The organism is Desulfosporosinus metallidurans (genome assembly GCF_001936615.1).
Lineage (GTDB): Bacteria > Bacillota > Desulfitobacteriia > Desulfitobacteriales > Desulfitobacteriaceae > Desulfosporosinus > Desulfosporosinus metallidurans.
The window spans coordinates 18913-41205 of sequence record NZ_MLBF01000043.1 but is presented as its reverse complement, the minus strand read 5'-3'; the positions used below and the strand labels follow the sequence as shown (position 1 = coordinate 41205).

Genomic DNA, 22293 nt, shown 5'->3' with positions numbered 1-22293 from the left:
GTTTAAATATGATATTTAGAAAGTCAGGAAAAGACTATCATTTATTATAATAAAATGCACCCTCAAACCAATCAACAATTTTAAATAAGCTTCCACCAAGTATCAGTCCGCCTAATACATCGAGAAGAGTATGTTGTTTTAAGAATAATGTCGCTAAGATTACTAGAATAGTTTCTCCTTGGATTACTAATGAAATCTTCGGAAAATGGCCTTTAGTCTGCTGACATCCCAGGAAGATAATATAACTTGTTAAAACATGTATACTAGGAAAAGCGTTAAAAGGGTTATCTAACGTATAGATAAATCTAGTAAGCTGAGAAGAAATATCATCGCCAAGAATCTCAGGTCTTGGAACTGTAGTCTGAAATAGAAAAAATATTATGAAGCTTATTAGCAAGCCTAAAATAATTGAGATAATACTAAATATATATAACTTAAAATCCTGATACATAAACCAGATTAATGCTATAAAAATTAACCCGAACCATGAGATATACGGTACAACAAATAACTGTTTAAAAGGAATACTTTTATCAAATACAGTAACAAGCATATGAACATGTTCGTTGCTATGGTTAAGGAGTAAATATATTGAATTTATTAATGGAATTAATAACATCCAACTACCTTTTAACAAAAAAGTCCGTAACGGCATAATGACTTAACTCCTCCAGTTAGTAAGTTTAAAAGGGAAATTTTAATTTAAGCATAATATATGGTATCAAAATCAAGTGTTTCTTCTACTTTATTGGAATTGATAATTGCACAGACTTATTATTACATCCGCAACTCGATCAACAGAATTTTTATGGACAACACCTGTGCTGAGTTATTCTTAAGGGATTTACTTCTCTAAACATTATTTCCAGCTGCTTTAAATCTAATGCAACTAACTCTGAGGTGTAGGGATATAATTACATCTTTTTTTTATGTCAATGCAACGAAAACAATCTGATTTGTTGATGTCTTTAAACTCAATTTTAATAGCATTCTGGACTAACAATACAGTAGTACCCGCTTCGGTTTGCAAGGGTTCATTTTGAGGGTTCATAGTCACACTCACTAGGTTAGTATCGTCCTTAAGTAACTCTTTTATAAAATTGAGGATATCGGTAGGGGTGTAATTAGTCATGTTTTTTGGCTATGCCTCCTTTTATGCTAGCAGACCTCTTGAACATTTCCAGGTAAGAAGTTCCCCACTTTGCTAAAAGATTGGAGTTATGTTAACTTTTACTTGGGTGCAAAGTGTACCCGGATCTAGCTGTTCCCAAATGGTTAATAAGGCGTCATTAGCTGCTTCGTAGTTGGCCAGTGTTTGCTCAATAACTTCGTGGTTGTCCAAAACGGTAACCCCCTTCACCCAAATTTTTCCGCTAGCGAATCTGAAAGTCACAGCGTTATGTGGTGCGTTTTGCTACTCCGACATTCCGGGGAGTTGGATAAAAGGAGGCAAAGCCCCCTCCCGGTAGACATGCCTTTGGTTTTATAACTTTTTATTTAATAAATAAAATGAAACGGAAGTAGAAACATCCGGTTACCGAGTTATCTGTAAAGTGCTTTTAAGGTTGATAAAACAATTTTAATAAGCTACCTCATGTGAAGGTCCCTTCTAATCCGATAATTCCATTAAAAATGGTCTTTGATTAACTTTTCAATTGTGTTTACATCCTTGTGGAAATCTAAGGGTTTAACTGCAGGTCCTTCAATTATATCTCCTTCATAGGAAAACCTTGAGCCATGGCAAGGGCAATCCCAGGATTTTTCAGCAGAATTCCACTTTAATTCACAGCCCATATGTGTACATGTTGTATCTACGACGTGTAATGTACCTTGTTCATCCCTATGTGCTCCAGCTCTTTCTCCATTTGCTTCAATTATTTCTCCTTTACCGGGTTTAATTTCAACATGCTCCGGCAACGGAGAAACTTTTCCCGCTATTAGTTTATCTGCAACATTAAGATTTTCAATAACAAAATTCTTGGCGGAAGCGGATATGGTTTGACGTGAGGGGTTATATACATCTTGCCAAGGACTTTTTCCACTAATTATTAAGTCCCTTAAAATCATTGCGGAAGCTATACTGTTGGTCATTCCCCACTTGCCGTAACCAGTTGCAATATACATATTTGGAGTTTTTGATGTGAAATGTCCCACAAAAGGGAGCCCATCCAAAGTCATGCAATCTTGGGTAGACCATCGATAAGGAATATCCTCTACTGTATAAATTTCATTAGAAAAATCTATTAATGCTTCATAGTTTTTGGATGTATCCTCACCCTGCCCAGTTTTATGCTGTTCACCGCCTACTAATATCAATTCACCATTATCAGACATTTGATTACGAAGTGAGTGACCGGATTCTTCAGCTGCTATATATATCCCGCCCGGATAATTTTCTCTTGCCTTAATAGCAACTACATATGACCTATTCTGGTAAATTCTGGTGAAATATAGTCCGGTTTTATTATAACAAGGGTAGTGGGAGGCAATAATTAGTTTTTCAGCAGTGACTTTTTTTCCTCGATTCGTCCTGATTACATAGGCGCCTTCATCTTCTATATCAACAACGCGACTTTGTTCAAATATATTGCCGCCACTATTTATAAAATCTTTAGCAAGAGTCAGCAAAAATTTACGTGGATGAAATTGAGCTTGATTATCAAAACGCACAGCCGCCTTTACAGGAAAGGACAAGGGTATTTCATCCAGGAAAGTAGCTTTAATCCCAAGTGAAGAGGCGACTTTTGCTTCATCACTTATCTTATCAATATACTCACTTTGTAATGAATATATATAGGCAGATTGAGGAATAAAATCACACTTGATTTGATTATCATTGGCTATCGTTTCAATCATACGGATAGCAGACTCGTTTGCATCAGCGTATTGGTTGGCAAATTCCTCACTCATTTGATGTTTTATTTTACTATAGATCAGTCCATGCTGGGAGGTGATTTTTGCTGTCGTATGCCCGGTTGTACCTTGTAGAATACGATCAGCCTCAATGATTGCTGTTTTTATCCCTTCTTTATTAAGCATGTAGGCACAGGAGATTCCGGTAATACCACCTCCGATAATTGCAATATCAACTTTTATATCCTCATTTAAAGTTGGATACTCAGTTTGGAGCGTAGAAGCCATCCAATAAGACTGGGGTGGCTGTTTAAAGTTCTTTTGTTCTTCTATATTCATGTTTTTCCTCCTGTGTTTTAATGTTTACTATAGAATTAAGTATTTGTATAAGGGTTCTATTTTATGTTAAAAACCGGCATTCAGTATATTCTCATTCTGAGGTTGGATTCGCTCAAGCTAACGGGTACCAAAATGGTACCCAATGCTCACCCCACGAAAATTGTCACGCCATCCGTCAATGTCGGTAAGCGTGATCACCAGCAATTAGGACGCTGTTTGAAGTCAGGTGGCCTTGAGAATTAACTATCCGGATGTTGCGGATTGGGTGTCTGGGTAAGATGGAATATGTACCATAAGGGGCAACTTGAAAGGCTCAGCAGTATAATCTCTGCTGAGTCTGACCATCCTGATGAAGAACAGCCTTTCGCACCGCTAGCAAGCACTGAGGAACTTGCCGAACGTGAGATGACGCTGGAAATCTTGCTCTCTGTCTTAATAGTATACGCTTTTAAGTAAAGCCCCAGTTTTAGCGCTAGGGTACTTGAAATCAATAGGCACTCATAATAATTTATAACAAGAAGGAGTGCTGCAATGAAGATTTTAGTGTTACGAAGACCAAAAATCACTTTTATAATATCATTCGTTATACTTGCAATCTCTTTGACGTATGTCTTATGGTTAGGGGTCGTACCATCTCTAGAACCAATACCTACCAATTTCATCGATCAAACTCAAGAAAAAGTGGTTGTGCTTACTTTCGACGACGGTCCTGATCCTGCTTATACAGGGCCAATCCTTGATATTCTAAAAAAGAAACAGGTAGGAGCAACATTTTTTGTCTTAGGAGAATGCGTAGAAGCAAACCCAGATTTATTGCGTCGAATGCTCAAGGAAGGACATGAGATTGGCAACCATGGATATACCCACGATTATTCTCAGCGTTATTCTCAGAGTAAGACACTCGATGAAATTAGGCGCACCGATAAAGCTGTATATGCGGCGACTGGCATTCATACTTATTTTTATCGTCCGCCAGGGGGATTCACATTAAAAAGTCAAACAGAGATTATTAACAGAAACGGCTATGAAGTTATCCTTTGGAGCGCAGATAGCAGAGATTGGCGTAAACCAGGTGTTAATCGCATCAAGAAAAACGTACTTTCTAATGTGTTCCCAGGCGCAATAGTTCTTTTTCACGATGGCGGCGGTATGCGGAGTCAAACGGTTAAAGCGCTAGAACAGGTGATAGACCAACTACGAGTTAATGGTTACCGCTTTGTGACGCTTAGGGAATTATTTCATCTAGATTCGAAGCCAAGAACGTAACGACGTCTAGGCGATCGGACAAACGACCGGCTCGTGGAGCTACTAAAGCTCCAAGTAAATAGAGTATATAGATGAAACTTATCTGTGAATTACTCAATCGATATGGTGCTTGGCTAAGTCTAAATGGTAGATAAGTCAACACGCTCATAAAACCGGCATGCATTGTAGCTCGTACTATATAAGCTCCGGCCAGATGGCGATTACGGAGGAATGATTTGCTCACGCCCATGCTTATGGGGGTCAAACATCCACCGCCGAGTTAGCACATCTTTTTAATAAAGCCTATAACTAAAAAATCCCGGCCTAGTGCCGGGTAAACTTACTTACACCATGGTAGGGGTGTGATTAAGATATTTCGGGAAGCCATGGCTATAGGCGCGAAAGGTCTTTTCGCTTTTATTTGCTTAGCGAAGTTGTTCGAGCCATGCGTTGAGATGGGTACGTTGTTTTTGGGCTTTCTCCAGGGTAAGTGTGATCTGTTGTTTGACCACCTTGGATAAGTCACTCTCGGCATCAGCAATAGTTTTACCTTCGGCAGAGAGCACCCATGTGGCTCCAGTTTCCTGTACTCCTGCTCCTGATTCACCCCCGGAATAGGAGGGATGAAAGCGAGCATATCCTCGGCCTTAAGGCTACACAAAGGGTTTAGCACAAAACCTTTGAGGTCATTCGATCTCAAGAAGAGTGGTAAATGAAAGATACCCGTAGATTCTACGAAGTAGATGGGCTTTCGATTTAACCGCTCTTCTTCTTTTTTAAGAATATCGTGCAGTTTGCGAAAGCCGGTAGGATTAATGATCAATCCTAAACGGTTTACGGATAAGTTCCCCAGTTGGTGCTAGCATGGCGACAATAGAGAATTCGAAAGAAACATCGATTCCGACCACGAAATCGTTAAGAAACTGGGACAAGGGAACACAACCTTTCGAACAGAATGAATCAGAGCATCCACTTAGGAAGAATGTCAAAAAGTAAGTTGTCAAAGAACATTCGGGTTGGTTTTGTAACCTTATCCCTATATCTATCTTACAAGGGAGGGAATTTTAGATGCGCTTCCCTTGACAGAGCAGGGGATGAATTTTTAAAGCGAGCAGATGAGGCATTATACCAAGCCAAAAGTAAGGGTAAAAACAGAGTTGTAAGCAAAGATTCTAATGTCTTTGGGCTAAACATGGTTGGTATTATCTCACGAAGATAATGTAAAATAAAACAGGTGGATAGATGCTTGTCTAAGCTTATCTATCCACCTGTTTTAGCGATAGCTCACTGAAATTAATCTTCTAAAATTCTTCCATCGGTTGAGATTGTTACAACATTCCAGGGAATCATTTTTCCGCTGTTTGACAAGGCTTTCTTTACAGCTTGAAGAATCCCTCCACAGCAGGGGACTTCCATTTTTAATATTGTGACGCTTTTTATTTCGTGTTGCTTCAGTATCGCAGTCAGCTTTTCTGAATAATCAATGTCATCTAGTTTGGGACAGGCTATCAGAGTAATTTTATTGCGCATGAACGTTTGGTGAATGTTCGGGTAGGCAAAGGCTGTGCAGTCAGCTGCGATCAGTAAGTGAGCGTTATCTAAGTAAGATGCGTTTATGGGTACTAGTTTTAACTGGCAGGGCCACTGACCAAGCTGGGAGTGTAAGTTTTCATTGGCGAGAACGGGTGTGGATTCAAGTTGCTTTTTGGCAAGCAGTTTTGCTTGGGTACCAGGGCAACCACAGGGAAGAGCAGCTTCAGGCTGAGGCTTGCTTTTCTCTATATGCTTCTTGACCGCCTCTTCGTCATATTCGGCCGTTTCACGTTTCTCAAGGACGATAGCTCCGGTCGGGCACTCAGGCAGACAGTCACCAAGACCGTCACAATAACTTTCGGAAATAAGACGTGCTTTTCCGTCAATGAGTTGTAAGGCTCCTTCGTGACAGGCAGTCACGCAAAGGCCGCAGCCGTTACATTTGGATTCATCTATTTTTATTATGCTTCGTTTCATGCTTAGAACCCCTTTCAAACGATTTGTTTTAACAGCTTCATTATATTACAATAAAAGAACTAAGTCGGTATCTGAGGATACATAAACAAGGCGGTGATGAAAATGTTTGAAAAATATCTTGAAGAAGTTTCAAAAACGAGCTTATTCCAAGGGATTGAAAGAGTTGATATTCTAGCCATGCTTAATTGCTTGAAGCCTAGGGTGTGCAGTTACAACAGAAACGATTATATAGTAACCGGTGGGGATCCTTATGAAAGCGTTGGCATAGTTCTTAAGGGTGCAGCAACGGTTAGTAAAGAGAATGCTGAAGGGAACAGGATTGTGATGACACTTCTGAAGCAAGGGGATATTTTCGGCGAAATAATAGCCTTTTCCAGCCAAATGAACTGGCCAGCAACTGTTCAGGCACAAGAGACTTGTGTAGTTCTCTTCTTGCCGAGGGGAAAAATTGTCGGGGAATGTGACAGGATGTGCTCATGGCACAGGACTCTTATTCAGAATTTCTTAAGGGTAATCTCTGAGAGAGCGATGATGTTGAACAAGAAGGTTGAATATCTTACGATCAAGAGTATGCGAGGGAAAATCAGTACATATTTGCTGGAACAATATCGTAGGGAAGGAGATGTAAATATTACTCTGCCGTTAAATCGGAATGAACTTTCGGATTTTCTAAATGTCTCCCGTCCATCCATGTCAAGAGAAATGAGTAAAATGAAAGATGAGGGAATTATTGACTTTCATTTGACTGCAGTTAAAATTAGGAATATAGAAGGTTTAAAGCATATGAGTGCTTTATAATAAGAGGCTTGAATGTAGGCTTCTTACTTAATAGGCATATTGTTTAGAAAAAATGATGAAGAAAAAATGAGGTAAACATGATTAAGTTTTATAATAGAAAAACGGAAAAATATGAAATTGAACTAGTGGCAGGAGAATCTTATATTAATTGGATATACTCCTCCCCTCTGGGAATGAAAATCTTAGAGCTGTTTGTCAAGAAAAAGATTACTTCTAGAATTTGCGGGTATTATTGTGATAGAGCTATAAGCAAAATTAAAATAAAAAAATTTGTAAACGAATTTAAGATTGATATGGCACGCTTTGAAATGCCTGAAAAGGGTTTTAATAACTTTAATGAATTCTTCTATCGAAAATTAAAAAAGGAAAAAATTAACATAGAGAGTGATAAGAAGATTTTAATATCTCCCTGTGATGGGAAAATTCTGGCTTATGAGAACATTGATATAAAGATGCTTATCCAGATAAAAGGGATAACTTATTCTTTAGCAGAGCTAATAGGACATGATTCTATAGATTCAAACTATACAGAAGGCAGTTGCCTTATTGTTAGGTTGCCCCCCTCAGATTATCACAGATTTCATTTTGTGGACCATGGAACTTGTAGTCCAACAACAAAGATCAAAGGATTTTACTATTCCGTAAATCCTACTTCGTTAAATCGAATCAAGAAGATCTTCTGCGCAAATAAACGCGAATGGAGCATTCTAGACTCAGAAAATTTTGGGGAGATACTGTATGTTGAAGTAGGTGCTACTTTTGTAGGTTCCATTATACAAACATACAATAATAAAAAAGTAGAAAAGGGAGATGAAAAAGGTTATTTTAAGTTTGGTGGTTCAACCGTCATCTTGTTTCTAAAAAAAGATGTATGTAAAATTGACAAGGATATCATAGAGCAAACTGCAAAGGGAATGGAATGTAGTGTAAGTATGGGAGAAAGAATTGGTTCCAAGTAAGGAAAAGATATTACGAAGTGCATTGTCTATTGAAGTATGATTGGCAGGGCTCATAATGGAGTATTTAGGCGGGGTTGTCGAGAGAATTACTACGAAAACGAGAGCAATGGCTTTAGTGTCATCAAAATAAAAGCCAAAGGTTATTCGGATCTTGTAACGGCAGGAAATTCTTATAGATTATGAGAGTAAGATAAATAAACAGCACAACGTCATGTTTCCTTCACCTCTTTTAGGATTTCTCTATCAAATTGAGACAGGTATCCCTTGGTTGAAAGTGGATAGTTTTGCTTTCTTACGGATTTCTCCTTTAAAGAACCGAGCTATCTGTCGAAAGTTATGGGCAATAATTTTTAAGTAACTCTTGATCTTTAGAAAGGAATACCTTATACTTTGTGGATATACCCCCCCTGCCTTTCGGGGATATATAGCATAGGAGGTGTAGAATTATGTACATCGTAAACGGTAAAGGTTCATGGATTCGCTTGATCGCCGGTTTTTTTGTGTTCGTTAGTGTCCTGTTAGCCGTATTTGTCAGCAACTATTGGCTGATTTTTACCGGGTTTGTAGGTATTATGTTAATGACTTCGGCATTAACAGGTTTTTGTCCAATGGAACTTATACTTAAAGCCCTAGGTGTAGAACAGCGTAAGATTTCTTCTTAACAAACATCAAAATTACTTGAAGCCTAAGTTACTTTTAAGTCGAATTGAATCGAAATCTAATGCATGGACCAACCAAGGCAGACAAACCTTAGCGATAGTTAAAGTCGATGGTCAAGCAATGAAAGATATTCCTAAAACCGATATTGCTGCAACAGCTAAAGAAGGCGATGCTCTAAAATCAATTAATGGAAAGTACGAAGTCGATATTGAGGAAACGAAACGGATTAAAGATGAAGCTGAAAAGCTAATGAACGATTTGTGGAAATAAATGGGAAGGTCTTTCATCAGACATAGTTTAGTTGGAAAGAGGCTAATGTGAAGACTCAACTCATCGTCGGGAGTTAGAGAAACTGCTCGCCTATCTTTATCCCCACGGTATCCAGTATTTCCATCGAGAATATTATGAACACTTTAGAAGTTCGTTTATATTATAAAATATTATATCGGTGGGGAGATAAAAATGGTTTCACAGCCTTTAAGAAGTCAAGCTCTAAAGCAAATCCCTTTATATCACCATAAGCCCTACAGGGTTTATGGCCGTCAAGTTGTCGCTACCAGTCATTCTTGGCTTTGAATTTTGGAGAATATGGAAGTGCGAAGGTTTGTTCTATGATTTATTCCTTGGCCTTCTTCAATTCATCAACGGATCTTTCGATCGCCCTTACAGATTCAATCAGTCCCGAATTTGCGTGCTGCACTCCGTTGCGGACAGCCATTTTAATGTGTAGTATAAGAGTACAAGGCTCCAGACCCAGAGTGACAGGAAAAGAAGAAAATTTGCCATAATTATTTGATCATTCTTTCAAAAGAGCCCTCAGCTGCTGCGCTGGGGGCTCTTTAGGCTATTTATCGTTCCACATAGATTCCATAAGCTTTTTTATTTTCGCCCGTCTCTTCACGGTTTCCTCAGGTGCTGCTACATATCGTCCATCACTGTACAAAAAGCAGTCGCCAGGCCTTAATTCTTTCGGAAGTTCGTTAAGAGGAACAACTTTAAAGGAGAGATTCCTTCTTTATGGTAATTTTACTTTTTATGGTTGAAGACTTAATATTCAATTTTCACTTTCGTGTCACACCGCGAGAGGTAGCATATAGTTTAGCCGGAGCAGTTGAAAACTGTTTCCTGCTTTTGTCTTTTGTCTCATGCGAAATATGTCGAGAAAAATTTGTGGGATTATCAATTGTGGTGGTGTAACATAAGACTGTAAGTCGATATAAACTAAATACTTATAGGTAAACATACAGGGGTCTCTACTTTCCTTCTATAGCAACAGATTTAATTCAACGTTAACAATATAAACGTTAAAGAAGATAAGAGCAGGTATATAGGAAGGAGGGAAAAGATAAATGAATTGGTTGTTGGAACGGTTACCATAGCGTGAACGTCGCTTTATTAGCAACAATTACCGGTATGCGTTTGGATATAAAGAGAAGAGACTTAAGTATTTGACCTTGGGGGCACTGCTTCAACTTTCATCTCGATGCTCAAATCGTAGCCGTCACCGACGTTTATGAAGCATTAACCGCAGACAGACCCTATCGCAAAGGCTTACCACCTTACCATGCTCTCGAAATGATTATTGCCTGGTCGGGGAAAGTCTTTAACCCGAAAGTCGTGCAGGCTTTTCGAGAATTCCTCATTCTATACCCGGAAAATGCTATCGTTACTCTCAATACGAGAGAAATTGGAGGTCGAGGCAGTATCCTTGCAAATGCCAACTTGACCCCTTATTCATCTTTTATTTGATAATAATGGTAGATTTTCAATTGGGAGATATATGTGGACTTAATGCAGGATTTAACTCGGTTTATTGGGCGTGTGGAGTTTAAAGAAGTGGGATGAGAAAGGTTCGATGGCATGGGAGTGCATAAGTCAATTGAGCGATTAGTTGTTTTCTCGTTGATAAGTAGCCAAAGCGGTGTTTTTTGTAGAAGTATCAAAAGACTATTTTGGACAAACTAGTTATGACAATCAAAAAGAAAACGGAGGTCTACCCGTGAGCGTTATGAAAGAAACCAAAAAAGCAGAAATCCAAATGCATCTGACTGAATTTGAAATGCCTCCTATGCAAGACGTTGTAATAGTGGGCCGTAATGCACCTATAGGTCCAGAGGCATTGAAAAGGATGGTTGATGTCCTCAGCCCGGATCAATACAAGATCATTAAAGTTGACCACCCAGTCATTGAGGCCATCGTAATACGCAATGCACTTATGAACATGATCCCTGAAGAGAAATTAAGTGAGTTCATTTTAGAAGAGGGGGGAAAGATTGTTGATGCAAGCTCGATTATCAAAGCCCATGTCAATATTACTGTACATGTCAGCAAATCTATCGACTTATGATAAATATTAAGCGAGTCGCAAATATTTATTCTAAAGAATTTTACGCAGTGGATGTAATGGATGGAGTCTCCAAGATAAGGTCATTTTTATTGGAAACAGAAAATGGTTGTTGTCCGGTCATGGATGAGGGCAATCTGGTGGGAGTAATAACCTACAAGGAGCTATTGAGAACACATCCCAATCGAATCATTGCGGATGCTATGCGAGGGAACCCGGTCACAGTTCCTGCAGAAATGCCGCTTTGGCAAGCCAAAGAACTTTTTGACGAGACCGGATTGGATGTCTTCTTAGTAGAGGAAGAAGGACGGCTATCCGGTATTCTATCCCGAAACCTGCTCGAAATACAACTGGGGTCTCATATTGATTTGTTGACCGGGCTTTATAAGAGTGATTACATATATTATCACGGTGTTCGACTCCTGGAAAATAAGCAAGAAATCAGCATTGTTTTTTTTGACATAAACAATTTTGGTGTAATTGATAAAACTTACGGTCATACAGTGGGGGACATTATTCTAATCGAAGTGAGCAAACTGTTAAGAGAAAATATTCCTTCGGAGGCCTTTTTATGCCGTTTTGGGGGAGATGAATTTGCTGTTTTATTACCTGCGCACTTGGACGAAGGAGCAGCCTTAGCTTACTGTTTGGCGGATATTATAGGCCGGCACAGTTTTGTCCGCGGAATAGAGATAAGTATTTCGGCAGGAGCAATTGGGGGACGGCGGCATGAAGAACGTGCTGATGATCCATGGAATACAATGGAGCAACTGATAAATATTGCGAGTCTAAGGTCAACAGAAGCTAAAAAGAGTAACGCAACACTTTCCATGGCTGAAATTCAGGGTGCAGATGAAATTGCCTAGCAGTGAAGGGAACGCGAGAAGATTTCGGATGATGGCTATCTAGCAATACCGGATGCCATCATGAGTGAGACCACAACGAAAAAGGAATTACCCCCAGTCCGTAAACCAAGAATAAGATTTCTTTTCAATTCTTCGGCATCTTGAGGAACAGGATTTACGTAGGCTTCGGCAAAGGCTACCACCTTTTCAGATGATAGCCCTTTTAATAATAGTATTTTTTAGAAGATTACACCTAAAGCGATAAGAATTAAAATAGCAACTGCAATGATTCCTACACCGACGCCACGACCGACGCCGCCATAGCCATAAGAAGCAACTGATGGATGACAACATGCTCCACTCATTCCACCATAACCCATTCCAAACATTGGCAATTTCCCCTTTCTAATTAGAATACGATTCCCATTGCGATAAGCAGAAGAATAATTACGACAACAATTGCGATTCCTTCTCCAAAACGGTTTCTTGGTCTGCAATCATCTACATCAACACCACCGAATGCCATTTGCATTTCCTCCTTTGTTAAGAGATAGTACATAATATGCATAGGTTGGGGTATGTGGAACAATATGGTAATAAGTAACTACTGAGGATTTGGTTTGTTAAGGAGATGATCATCTGTCGAATATTGAGTTATTCAAAGAAAAAGACGTAAAACGCACGGAGAGGGGTATGAGGGCTCTTAGAGGTTTCTCATCAGTTCACCGAACTTTTTGGGGCCTCTTTTTTCATGGTTTTGTTACGTTTAGATAGACAAACTTTGTGGTCTCATCGTCTTTATGGCCCAGGCGCTCCATGATTTCCGGTAGACTAACTCCAGCTTCAGCAAGTAATGATGTGTGTGTATACCTCAAGGAGTGAGGTGTGAGGTGTGAGATTTGTGCTCAAGCTAGCTATCTTGAGTAAACGACGCATTCTATTTTGGGGAAAATTCGGATGTTTTTATCGCACAAGATTTTAACGCTCTGGATTTTTGCATTTAGAAACAAGATTAAATCTACTATCTTGGGCTAACTATCTATCGTACAAGCCCTCAGCCGGATATGATCTTGCGGTACAGCAAGCCATCTAAAGAAGAATTGGAAGAAACGGTGGATCATCTTGTGTTCTGATGTGATTTATGTGAAATACATGTGGTGAATATGTTTCCGTGGACCAGTCACGTCGAGACCTTATGTTGTCTCAATAGAAAACACATTGAAACCCGCTTGTAGAGCGGGTTTCAGGGTATATGTTCTTTTGAGGACTTTGTCTATACGGCGGGGGGGGTGTTCAGATTTGCTGGTTTTAATATATTTGTGAGTCATTACAGTGATCTCCCGATTATTAAGATTTAAACAGCATGTCGGTGCGCATCGATATTATGTGGGTCAGATTGGGTTGGACCTAGTATACACCTTATTTAGTTGGACGTTTATACCTGGGATCGTTGCTCTGGTTGAACTGTTTTACATTATGAAGCGGGTAGACCACCACAATGAACAGATGGCACAAGAACTTGCGGTTAAAGTGAAGGCACTGTTGCGGTAGACATTAAACTTTCGAATGAGGTGTAAATCGTAAAAGTTGTAAACCAAAGGTAAAGCCCAAACCTATAGTAACCGCCGTCTGGAAATCCGTAAAATGTTTGATTAGTCCTATAACTCCTATTCCAATGCAAACAGCGGTAAGTTCATTCCGTTTTTTCATTACTACTACCTCCCTTTTACTTTGTCCATTTTATGCAAGAGGGACAAAAGTAAGAACCATTCATCCCCCCGGTCTCCCCATTGTCTCGCTTCCGCGCTGCCGTGTGCCCCTACCATCCAAAATTGCCTTTGGTCTGTGCGAAGATTACAGAGCGCCAGGGGAGATCGTCCACCATAAAGATCCCATTTCAGTCCGTGACGTAAGAACCGACCCCGCAAAGTGTTGTTGGGATAATCTTAAACTGGTATGCCGGGTATGCCATGAACTGCACCACAGCAAATGTGGGGATGGGCTACGGTTTGATCGTAAGGGCGATCTAGTCTTCGCAAAAGAGTGACTGCCATGGAAACAAAGAACGATTCAAGGAAACGGCGCTCCAAACTGAGATCCATCGGCTCACGGACTTGTTTAAGGACATGCCGCCGGAAAAAATGCAACTGACTTATAATGGACGAGATCTATGACGTCTACTGTGTTGGCGAGGTTGACCTAGCGAGCACAACCGATTTAACCTCGGCGACCATCCTAGTCCCTAAGCCCGGAGGCAAGTTCTTATGCCTTCAACACTATTGGATGCCCCACGTAACCTTTGAGGAAGCCGAACATTCCAAGCAAGTCGTCTATCAGGCTTGGGTGGATCGAGGGTTACTGGAACTGATACCAGGGAATCGAATCGACTACAATTTTGTGACTGGGTGGTTTGTCAGCGTTCTACAATCTCATAATCAGGCATGTAGAACCACCCTTTTCGGTGCATTGAACGGTATTTACAACTTTTGTTTTGTCTTATTATGTCTTTGTCAAACATAAACTTTTCTACTTTATCAAGTGGTACTAACAGTTCTACTGTACCATTTAGTGTGCGACTTTTTACAGTTTTATGGGTGAACTGGGATTATCGACAGTTAGGAAGGTATAGATACCTCTGGGGACTTTTAGCGGTTGGATTGTTGCTGGTTACCCTACTGTTTGGCTTTTCGTCAGGCGGAGCAAAAAGCTGGCTGAGAATCGGTGGAATCGGGATTGAACCGGAGGAATTTTATAAAGTGAATGCTTGATTTCATACTACATGTGTAAATTTCATCTACTTATCGTTTAACCTGCTTGGTTCTTGCTCCCCATCTTCAGTTAAATATTAAGTACCTTAATATTTCTAAGCTGTTTTTAAGAAAAAAATGTTAAAGTATTGGGTATAAGTGATATAGAGAGGGGACTAAGGGTCGGAAATAATTACAGATAGAGGCACCAGTATTGCCTTTTTTACATTAGTGTTATATGCATCCACCTGGTATCCCATAAAGAAAGTTTAGCAACAAGCCAATGAATCTAAAAATAAATGCAAAGACGTAACTTGATTGCCAGGCACCTAAAGCCAAGCACAGGTCATTAAGGAGGGAGTAGAAAGTGAACTTTTTTGAAAGTATCCGGGTGTCTCTCAGGGCTTTACGAGCGAACAAACTACGATCAGCATTGACAATGCTCGGTATTATTATCGGAGTAGCAGCTGTCATTGCCATGGTCGGAATCGGGAATGGAGCAACCGCTTCAATCACTGCCCGGATTCAGGGCATGGGCTCGAACCTTCTTACGATTACCTCGGGGCAGTCGAATTCAGGAGGGGTTAAAGGAGGGGTTGGCAGTTCAAACACCCTAAGCATTGATGATGCAGACAAGATAAAAATTGGAACAGCCGTGAAAGCTGTAGCCCCGTTTACGGATAACGACTTTCAAGTGGTCTTGGGTTCTGGAAACACCAGCACGCAAATAAGTGGGACAACAGAGAGTTATGAAGTCATTAAAAATGTTACTATGGCCAGTGGCCGCTTTATTACAAAAGCAGATGTGGAGAGCAACGCAAGAGTTGCTGTACTCGGCCCGACTGTTGTGGAAAACCTTATGGGAGATGCGAATGCTTCAATCATTGGGCAAGTCATTAAAATAAAAAACGTACCTTTTCAAGTTATTGGGGTAACAACGGCCACAGGGTCAACCGGGTTTCAGAGTAGTGACGATATGATTACAGCTCCGATCACAACCGTTCAGGCGCGATTACTCGGTAAAAAGACGTTGCGTAATATTTTGGTATCGGCTTCTTCAGCGGACCTTATGCAAACGGCTCAAGATGAGATTACGTTAGCGATGGAAAAAGCCCATAAAATCCAGGCGGGCAAAGCGGACGATTTCAGGGTTCAGAATCAGGCCGATATGTTAGCAACCATGCAAGGAGTAACCCAAACTTTGACCATGCTCCTTGGCGGAATTGCGGGCATTTCCTTGCTGGTTGGCGGAATTGGAATCATGAATATCATGCTTGTTTCGGTCACAGAACGAACACGGGAAATCGGAATTCGAAAAGCGATCGGGGCTAAAGGCATGGATATTCTGTTGCAGTTCCTTATCGAGGCGATCGTGCTCAGTGCCTTGGGAGGGGGATTGGCATTGCCCTCGGTTATGTGGGTTCTAATCTTGCAGGAAAGGCCTTATCGATGAATACCAGTATTTCCCTGAATTCCGTGTTGGTTGCCTTCGGCTTCTCGGCCGCGATCGGCATCGTCTTCGGGGTCTTCCCGGCGAGAAAAGCCGCCGCAATGGATCCAATTGATGCCTTAAGGTACGAGTAAGTTTATTAGCTTTTAGCGTTGCATCAACTACATAAACGCATTTTAGTAAGGTACAACTGGCTGGTAAACTGAGTGAGTTGGTTGGAAGGTACAAAGTCTGACGATTTAGGAAAATGAGGAAAGTTCAAGGGTTTTGTGTTAGGGTATTGCGATACGAAAGACTACTTTTATACGTTTAAAAATGGAGTAAAGTAAGGGGCTGTCCCGGAAGATTTCTGGGACAGCCCCTTTTGTGGTATTAGGCATGGACAGTAGATTGCTTTGCTTTCGGCTTAGTTTTTGCCAACTTGGCCGTCTTAACTGATTTAATGGTCTTAACTGTCTTATGAACTGACTTTTTAGAGACGTGGCTCTTTGTTGGGTGATGCGTAATCTTGGTTGAGATTTGCGGTGCTTTTGGATGATGTACCGGAGCGGCAAAACGTTCCTGAGAAATTACTAGTTGTAATATTGGTTCTCTAATACTTCGCACCAACAAAAAAATTGCTACTGAACTTAGTGTAGAGCCAACCCAAGAGTAAAAAATTCCCCAACCAATCCCATAAGACTTTAAACACATAATCGTTAAGCTTTCCGTGGGGATAGGTGTCATACTAAAAAGAGTAATAAGAAAAATAGCTGTCACAATCCCCAGCCACCCCGCGGAGAGTATAATATTGGAAACTGCTTGACCACGGTCTATGTACAGAAAAGCAACGATTATTAATATCCCTATGACAAAAAGAACCACTGACCACCAATTTCCTAAGGTATCCAATGTGCATAAAGTTTCCTTGGTAACTTTATAGTTCATGCTCAGACTCCTTTGAAATATTCATTCCAGATTCTTAAAGTTTATCCAACCATGGACGTTTGCATACCTTGGTAAGTATTCGTCGTCAGAAGATTCTAAGATAGGCGAAGGACTTGCTTTTTATTTAAAAAAAGCAACCGAACAATTAAGATGCGTTCTATGTAGAAGGGTCAACAAGCCTTTGGAATACCAGCGTAGGGTAAAACTACCTTGCTACTGTAAGTTGACCTCCATTTTATTAATAAGTTTATCGTCCTTAAAGGCCAAGAACACTTCTCCACCTGATGGAGATTTTACGTGATATAATGTTACAGTATAACTTTTGCTTCCCTTTATTCCGCTTTCTGTTACTACCCCACCCGCAAGCTCCCACTGGGGGAAGTCTCTGACCAAACTCCTCTGTGTTAGTAGTGATATTGCTGTGGACGTAGCACGTCGAGACCGTAGTTTGTCTCAATAGAATTATGACAAGAAAGTAATTATGTAAAGTTGACCTGCTAAAACCGCATGATTACGAGCCCGCATTGGTAATTTCAAGGCAATTGAAGGCAAGGGCGGTTTTTCTAACTACGCTGCGCAGTCATTACAAGGCTATAAAAAGTTTGCTGATAATAAATAAGACTAAACCATTTATAGAAGGTAGCCATCGGTGGTAGCCTCTAATTTTGCGCCACAATTTTCACAGCGTAATCCTAGTCCATCCTGCCAAATCGCACATTTTACCCCCGCCGGGGTAAAGTCTAGCCAAACTTGGGGCGTGGGGATATGTGACGGATGACTGGTATCCCTATTATGACGCTGAAATCGGACGCATTACCGCGAGATCGAGTTGTGGATTATTGTAGTAGTCGAGGAGGAAGGTATATGGAAGAAATTATTAAAGACGGAATAGAAGAAATGGATTTTGAAAAAGTAACGAAAATGCTTTCAAATGCTTTTTGGTGTCCTGGAATTAAGATTGATGAGGTAAAGAAGGGGGCAATTAATTCTGCTTTGGTTGTTGGTGCGTTTATACAGGATAAACGTCAGGTTGGATATGCAAGAGTAATTTCTGATAAAACAAGATTTGCATATATTCTTGACGTGTATGTAGATGAAAACTATAGAAAAAAAGGAATCGGTCAGAAAATGATAAATTACATCCTTTCTCATAACGAATTAAAAGATGTTTACCAATGGTTATTAATAACAAAAGATGCCCATGGAGTTTACAGTAAAGTCGGTTTTAAATCTATTTCCCGTCCATTAGATTGGATGGAAATAAGAAACCAAAGACCAAAAAGGTAACGCACCTAAGTTCCTTCCGCCCCTCGCCTCCGTGCTTGCAGTTCCATCTTCCGGTTTAAATGTATCAAGTGTGGGAGATCGACCTCGTTACTTCCTAACTTTGTGATGGAACACCATCTCCCGTTTTACAAAAAGCGATTGAGCTACGCCGTGAACGACCCGAGCGTAGTGTGGAGCAGATCATCTACTTATTAGAACATAGCGCTATGGCCTCCGAGGGAACCCTTGCGTCAAGTACCTTATCCCGGCACTTACGCAAGGCAGGTGTCAGCCGCCAGGAACTCTTGCAGGCGATGGAATCGTCCAGGGGGCATCGACGCTTTGAAGTGGAGGATGTTCATCTCATGTGGCAGGCAGATTTTCAACATACCCTTTATTTGCCAGACCCACTCAATCCAAAGAAACGTAAAAAGGCGATGTTGTTTGCCATCATTGATGATTATCCGAGAGCAATTGGCTTATTAGCAAAGATGTTTCAGTCAAAACTAATTGGGCGGCATGATGTAAGGTTGTCCTGAAACAGTTGGTATCAGGGATCTTGTAACATAGCACCCCTATCATGACCACATTTCACTTTAAAAAATTAGAGGCTTTTCATTAGTTCGCTGAACTTTTGGGAAGCCTCTTTTTTCATTGTCTTTGTAACATGCAAATAGACTCTTCTGGTGATCTCATCGTCGGCGTGTCCAAGCCGTTCCATGATCTCTTCCAATCCGCACCTCAAGGGACAACGGCAGCGGCAGCGACTTTGCTGATTTTTGGACTTAGGAGTAGTTTTAAACATCATTCTTACCTCTTTACCAATGACTTAGCCGACTTATGGACTGACTTCTTAGAGGCTTGAGTTTTTGCCTGATGGTGTGTGCTCTTGGTTGTGCTTTGGGATACTTTCGTATGATTGACTCGGGAAACGGTTTTAGCGCTTGCGACACTGGCTGTACCTAATAATAGACCGAACATTGTAATGAGTGCGATTCCAATTTTGATCCGTTTCATTTTGCTCATCTTCTCTTTGTGTGATGAATGTTATTATGTGCTGGTGTTGATTTGTTGGATTTGAAGCTGCAATAGCAATCCACAATGCGCTCGGTGAGATCTTTACGGCTGATCCAACAATTCTCCCTTCTGAAGGGACACCGCCTGAATTTCCCCTTGCGATTTTCAAGAATGAGCAAGGAGCCACATTAACTGTATATAGGGTGTCATCAAATAAATGGAACGGATAACTTCTTGTAAGTTGGCGGTGGTATTTCTTCAAGAAGCCTCAGCTACCATTCTAATTCTATTATATCCTAATAGTGAGTCTGTAAGCTGGTAGGTTTTGTCTTTTCATCTCCGTATAATAACCAAATCTCGGGCATAATAATTCTTAATTACACATCTCTCCTTTTGTTTCGCTCTCACCCAAAAACGGTGGGGGCCTCTTTTATACCCCGAATAGGGTAAAATAGATTATACATGAGTAGTGAAACCCAGAAGGGATGTTGACCCTAGCACTACCTTATCTAGTGAATAATACATTACTGCTCGGGAGATTATAATCCCCAAAAAGGGGGTTTTGAATTGAACATAAATCCCAGTAAAGTCGTAATTATTGGTAGCGGATTTGTTGGTTCAAGTATTGCCTATGCAACTTTAATCCAAGGATTGTGTACGGAACTTGTTCTTATCGACAGTAATCAAGATAAAGCAGAAGGAGAGGTCATGGATTTAAGCCATGGCCTCCCTTACACTAGTCCGATGGAGATACGGGCGGGCCAATACGGGGATTGTCGAGGGGCTAATGTCATTGTGATCACTGCCGGGTCCCACCAAAAGCCTGGACAAACTCGTATGGAACTAGCCCAGCAAAATGTTGAGATACTGCGTTTAATCTTAAATCAAGTATTACAGGTAGAACAGAAAGCCATTTTTCTGCTAGTGACAAATCCAGTGGATGTCCTGACGACTATTGCGAGAACGTATCCGGAACTTAAGGCACACCGTGTGATCGGTTCGGGAACAGTTTTGGATACAGCCCGTTTCCGTTATATTCTCAGTAAGCACTGCCAACTAAGCCCTGGGAATATTCATGCTTATGTAGTAGGTGAACATGGCGATTCAGAGGTGCCATTATTTAGTTCGGTCAGCGTGGCGGGAACTCCAATCAGTTTGCTTTGCCGGGAATGTAGTGGGTTATGCGGAGCGGATTACCGGAAACAAGTTACGGCTGAAGTACGAAAAGCAGCATATGAAATAATTAATCGTAAGGGGGCAACCTATTATGGTATAGGTCTAAGTTGTACGCGGATCTTGCGGGCTATTTTGCACGATGAACGAAGCGTCTTAACAGTTTCCGCCTTGCTTGATGATCAATATAAAGAGCTAGAAGTTGCCCTTAGTGTACCAAGCGTCCTTGGCAAAGAAGGTATTCTCCAGCGCTTGCCGCTGAGTATGGATGATGCAGAAAATGAACAGTTTTTAAAATCAGTTCAGACTCTCCAAGAATCTGTTCGTCAAGTTTAATTTAAGTAGAATTACGCTGACTCGATCAAATTACGCTATTGGCTAAATCAACGCTCATTCAAAAGGAGAATCATTAGTGAAAGCAAAAATTAAAAGCTGTTCAAACAAGGGATATTGGTACTGGGGAATGGTTGGTGAAGTTATCAGAATCACTGGTAAAAAAGTAGTTGACGACGGGCTACACGAAAGACTATTTGTGCCAGGCAAAGACGACAACGTTCCACTGGCGCAGATTAGCTATTTAACCCTAGATAGAAGATATTTGTTCAAGTACAAGGTATAACCTGAACGAGAAAAACCGGAAATGGACACCATAGCAAAATAGTGAAAATGAGAGAAAATCGGACTTTGGGCAAAAACAAGCTTGGAGGGTATAAGCGTTTAGACTATGAACACCAAAAATGAACCTTTGCTACTCGAAGGTGGCGCTGAATTGCTTGTCTGTGATACAATTAAATTGAGTTTAAAGATGTTGAAAAATCAGATTGCTTCCGTTCGTGCATGATTCCCTTAAGAATTATTTGAAGGATAATGACCAATCATTTAACCTCATACTTGGAAATGGAAATACAATGTTGGTATTACTGTTGTAAGCATTGTGATGTGTCGAATTGATAATGTCGTGTTACAAACAAAGCGAAAATAAGACTGCCAGGAACCTGGCAGTTCTTATTTTACTTAATTGTGGGTTATAACCCCGCCTATATCAGGGTTTATCTTACTGATTGTAGCAGCTAAAGTTGAGTAACAAATAGTTAAACTTAGCACGCAGCATTGGCTAATTTCATTTGCTCACTTGTTTGCTCAGTCGGCTTCAAGTAATCGTTTTGAGGTGGGGCGTCGAAAAGTGAATCATGCCCCAATTTAGTTGCTGAGAAAGTAGTAAGCAACCCATAAACTATGTTACTGAAAACGTAAGATAGGTTGCTAGCTGCATCTTTAGGCTTAACGCTATTCTTGGGAACAACATTTGGAATGACTGTAGCTATTGCTCCAATGGTAATTCCTGCTAATATTCCTTTTGGTATAATTTTATCCCGCCCATTTTTCGACATGTCATTGATTATATATTTAGCTCCTAAAATGCTCACAGCAGAATTCATTATTACACCAAGGATTTGTCCTCTCAAACTCCTCGCTTCACTTTTTGAGACAAAAATTCCTGCTGAAGCCTCCCTATATGACCTCTTAGAGATACTTGCGCTATGAGAGAGTATGTCAACAGACATTAGCCCTGCTAAACCAATGAACCCTGATACAATTGCTAAGGTATTTCTATCCTTGATTTTTGCCAAGTCAATTCCTCCTCCAAACTATTTTTCGT

The 22293-nt window shown here is 40.5% G+C and carries 27 protein-coding genes and 4 pseudogenes; 17 read left to right on the top strand and 14 right to left on the bottom strand.

All coding sequences use genetic code 11. From position 1 onward, the window contains the following. Nucleotides 1-37 precede the first annotated feature (37 nt). The 3 genes from DSOL_RS19585 to DSOL_RS19575 all read right to left on the bottom strand — a co-directional run bounded on the left by DSOL_RS19585 (nt 38) and on the right by DSOL_RS19575 (nt 3192). Nucleotides 38-655, bottom strand: a complete 618-nt coding sequence (locus DSOL_RS19585) for a phosphatase PAP2 family protein (protein WP_075366483.1) — start codon at nt 653-655, stop codon at nt 38-40. A gap of 549 nt (nt 656-1204) precedes the next feature. Further along, nucleotides 1205-1342, bottom strand: coding sequence for a hypothetical protein (locus DSOL_RS28120; protein ID WP_170871571.1), 138 nt, complete (start codon nt 1340-1342; stop codon nt 1205-1207). Between the two features lie 284 nt (nt 1343-1626). Further along, complete coding sequence (locus tag DSOL_RS19575) at nt 1627-3192, bottom strand: FAD-dependent oxidoreductase (protein WP_075366481.1); 1566 nt, start codon at nt 3190-3192, stop codon at nt 1627-1629. Between the two features lie 63 nt (nt 3193-3255). On the opposite strand from DSOL_RS19575, the gene DSOL_RS19570 reads away from it, so the two are divergent. The 3 genes from DSOL_RS19570 (at nt 3256) to DSOL_RS19560 (ending at nt 4458) form a co-directional block, all read left to right on the top strand. Continuing rightward, nucleotides 3256-3435 (top strand): hypothetical protein, encoded by a 180-nt coding sequence (locus DSOL_RS19570; protein WP_075366480.1) that lies wholly within the window; start codon nt 3256-3258, stop codon nt 3433-3435. Nucleotides 3436-3453: 18 nt separating this feature from the next. Beyond that, nucleotides 3454-3648, top strand: a complete 195-nt coding sequence (locus DSOL_RS19565) for a hypothetical protein (RefSeq protein WP_075366479.1) — start codon at nt 3454-3456, stop codon at nt 3646-3648. A 75-nt stretch (nt 3649-3723) separates the two neighbouring features. Further along, complete coding sequence (locus tag DSOL_RS19560) at nt 3724-4458, top strand: polysaccharide deacetylase family protein (RefSeq protein WP_075366478.1); 735 nt, start codon at nt 3724-3726, stop codon at nt 4456-4458. 404 nt (nt 4459-4862) lie between these two features. Here the strand turns inward: DSOL_RS19560 and DSOL_RS28115 are convergent, their stop codons facing one another. The 3 genes and pseudogenes from DSOL_RS28115 to DSOL_RS19545 form a co-directional block, all read right to left on the bottom strand. Next, nucleotides 4863-5003 carry a hypothetical protein gene (locus DSOL_RS28115; protein WP_170871564.1) on the bottom strand — a complete coding sequence of 47 codons (141 nt, stop codon included), beginning with the start codon at nt 5001-5003 and terminating at the stop codon, nt 4863-4865. 92 nt (nt 5004-5095) lie between these two features. Then, nucleotides 5096-5369, bottom strand: a pseudogene (locus tag DSOL_RS19555) (IS110 family transposase); the annotation flags it as partial. Between the two features lie 361 nt (nt 5370-5730). After that, nucleotides 5731-6447: an ATP-binding protein gene (locus tag DSOL_RS19545; RefSeq protein ID WP_075366476.1), complete on the bottom strand. Its 717-nt coding sequence runs from the start codon at nt 6445-6447 to the stop codon at nt 5731-5733. Nucleotides 6448-6549: 102 nt separating this feature from the next. On the opposite strand from DSOL_RS19545, the gene DSOL_RS19540 reads away from it, so the two are divergent. From DSOL_RS19540 to DSOL_RS29615, 4 genes are all read left to right on the top strand, one after another. Then, nucleotides 6550-7245, top strand: a complete 696-nt coding sequence (locus tag DSOL_RS19540; RefSeq protein WP_075366475.1) for a Crp/Fnr family transcriptional regulator — start codon at nt 6550-6552, stop codon at nt 7243-7245. 77 nt (nt 7246-7322) lie between these two features. Beyond that, the gene (locus tag DSOL_RS19535) at nt 7323-8204 is read left to right on the top strand and encodes a phosphatidylserine decarboxylase (protein WP_075366474.1); all 882 of its coding nucleotides are present in this window, start codon (nt 7323-7325) and stop codon (nt 8202-8204) included. Nucleotides 8205-8650: 446 nt separating this feature from the next. Continuing rightward, on the top strand, nt 8651-8866 hold the full coding sequence (locus DSOL_RS19530; RefSeq protein ID WP_045575558.1) for a YgaP family membrane protein: 216 nt from the start codon (nt 8651-8653) through the stop codon (nt 8864-8866). Between the two features lie 16 nt (nt 8867-8882). After that, complete coding sequence (locus DSOL_RS29615) at nt 8883-9134, top strand: DUF3006 domain-containing protein (protein WP_282433558.1); 252 nt, start codon at nt 8883-8885, stop codon at nt 9132-9134. A gap of 574 nt (nt 9135-9708) precedes the next feature. Here DSOL_RS29615 and DSOL_RS30155 read toward each other — a convergent pair. Next, a pseudogene (locus tag DSOL_RS30155) lies at nt 9709-9846 on the bottom strand (DUF3006 domain-containing protein); the annotation flags it as partial. Nucleotides 9847-10872: 1026 nt separating this feature from the next. Between DSOL_RS30155 and DSOL_RS19510 the strand changes: the two are divergent. Further along, a complete protein-coding gene (locus tag DSOL_RS19510) occupies nt 10873-11211 on the top strand; it encodes a hypothetical protein (protein WP_075366485.1) in 339 nt (112 codons plus the stop codon). Then, on the top strand, nt 11208-12074 hold the full coding sequence (locus DSOL_RS19505; RefSeq protein WP_075366472.1) for a diguanylate cyclase domain-containing protein: 867 nt from the start codon (nt 11208-11210) through the stop codon (nt 12072-12074). Before DSOL_RS19510 ends, DSOL_RS19505 begins: the two co-directional genes overlap by 4 nt. Nucleotides 12075-12292: 218 nt before the next feature. Here DSOL_RS19505 and DSOL_RS28110 read toward each other — a convergent pair whose 3' ends face one another. Beyond that, nucleotides 12293-12442 (bottom strand): hypothetical protein, encoded by a 150-nt coding sequence (locus tag DSOL_RS28110; protein ID WP_170871569.1) that lies wholly within the window; start codon nt 12440-12442, stop codon nt 12293-12295. A gap of 360 nt (nt 12443-12802) precedes the next feature. After that, nucleotides 12803-12952 carry a tyrosine-type recombinase/integrase gene (locus tag DSOL_RS30150; protein ID WP_427854436.1) on the bottom strand — a complete coding sequence of 50 codons (150 nt, stop codon included), beginning with the start codon at nt 12950-12952 and terminating at the stop codon, nt 12803-12805. A 433-nt stretch (nt 12953-13385) separates the two neighbouring features. On the opposite strand from DSOL_RS30150, the gene DSOL_RS19495 reads away from it, so the two are divergent. Beyond that, entirely contained in the window at nt 13386-13604 is a 219-nt protein-coding gene (locus tag DSOL_RS19495; RefSeq protein WP_075366471.1) for a TM2 domain-containing protein, read from the top strand. Nucleotides 13605-13607: 3 nt separating this feature from the next. On the opposite strand, the gene DSOL_RS28105 is transcribed toward DSOL_RS19495, so the two are convergent. Further along, nucleotides 13608-13763: a hypothetical protein gene (locus DSOL_RS28105; RefSeq protein ID WP_170871568.1), complete on the bottom strand. Its 156-nt coding sequence runs from the start codon at nt 13761-13763 to the stop codon at nt 13608-13610. A 447-nt stretch (nt 13764-14210) separates the two neighbouring features. Between DSOL_RS28105 and DSOL_RS27460 the strand changes: the two genes are divergently transcribed. The 3 genes and pseudogenes from DSOL_RS27460 (at nt 14211) to DSOL_RS19485 (ending at nt 16384) form a co-directional block, all read left to right on the top strand. Then, nucleotides 14211-14573: a hypothetical protein gene (locus tag DSOL_RS27460; protein ID WP_139314540.1), complete on the top strand. Its 363-nt coding sequence runs from the start codon at nt 14211-14213 to the stop codon at nt 14571-14573. Nucleotides 14574-14632: 59 nt separating this feature from the next. Next, a pseudogene (locus DSOL_RS27455) lies at nt 14633-14812 on the top strand (FtsW/RodA/SpoVE family cell cycle protein); the annotation flags it as partial. Between the two features lie 355 nt (nt 14813-15167). Continuing rightward, nucleotides 15168-16384, top strand: a pseudogene (locus DSOL_RS19485) (ABC transporter permease). Between the two features lie 238 nt (nt 16385-16622). Here DSOL_RS19485 and DSOL_RS19480 read toward each other — a convergent pair. Then, nucleotides 16623-17177, bottom strand: a complete 555-nt coding sequence (locus tag DSOL_RS19480) for a TVP38/TMEM64 family protein (RefSeq protein WP_075366470.1) — start codon at nt 17175-17177, stop codon at nt 16623-16625. Nucleotides 17178-18041: 864 nt separating this feature from the next. Between DSOL_RS19480 and DSOL_RS19470 the strand changes: the two genes are divergently transcribed. Together DSOL_RS19470 and DSOL_RS19465 are read left to right on the top strand one after the other, a co-directional pair. Next, the gene (locus tag DSOL_RS19470) at nt 18042-18464 is read left to right on the top strand and encodes a GNAT family N-acetyltransferase (RefSeq protein ID WP_075366468.1); all 423 of its coding nucleotides are present in this window, start codon (nt 18042-18044) and stop codon (nt 18462-18464) included. A 170-nt stretch (nt 18465-18634) separates the two neighbouring features. Next, the gene (locus DSOL_RS19465) at nt 18635-18982 is read left to right on the top strand and encodes a hypothetical protein (protein WP_139314539.1); all 348 of its coding nucleotides are present in this window, start codon (nt 18635-18637) and stop codon (nt 18980-18982) included. 65 nt (nt 18983-19047) lie between these two features. On the opposite strand, the gene DSOL_RS28460 is transcribed toward DSOL_RS19465, so the two are convergent. Then, entirely contained in the window at nt 19048-19251 is a 204-nt protein-coding gene (locus DSOL_RS28460; RefSeq protein WP_207649648.1) for a hypothetical protein, read from the bottom strand. Between the two features lie 2 nt (nt 19252-19253). Then, a complete protein-coding gene (locus DSOL_RS19455) occupies nt 19254-19460 on the bottom strand; it encodes a hypothetical protein (RefSeq protein WP_075366466.1) in 207 nt (68 codons plus the stop codon). Between the two features lie 567 nt (nt 19461-20027). On the opposite strand from DSOL_RS19455, the gene DSOL_RS19450 reads away from it, so the two are divergent. Together DSOL_RS19450 and DSOL_RS19445 are read left to right on the top strand one after the other, a co-directional pair. Further along, nucleotides 20028-20969, top strand: a complete 942-nt coding sequence (locus DSOL_RS19450; RefSeq protein ID WP_075366465.1) for an L-lactate dehydrogenase — start codon at nt 20028-20030, stop codon at nt 20967-20969. A gap of 76 nt (nt 20970-21045) precedes the next feature. Further along, on the top strand, nt 21046-21252 hold the full coding sequence (locus DSOL_RS19445; RefSeq protein ID WP_075366464.1) for a hypothetical protein: 207 nt from the start codon (nt 21046-21048) through the stop codon (nt 21250-21252). A gap of 478 nt (nt 21253-21730) precedes the next feature. On the opposite strand, the gene DSOL_RS19440 is transcribed toward DSOL_RS19445, so the two are convergent. Continuing rightward, the gene (locus DSOL_RS19440) at nt 21731-22264 is read right to left on the bottom strand and encodes a hypothetical protein (protein ID WP_075366463.1); all 534 of its coding nucleotides are present in this window, start codon (nt 22262-22264) and stop codon (nt 21731-21733) included. Nucleotides 22265-22293 lie beyond the last annotated feature (29 nt).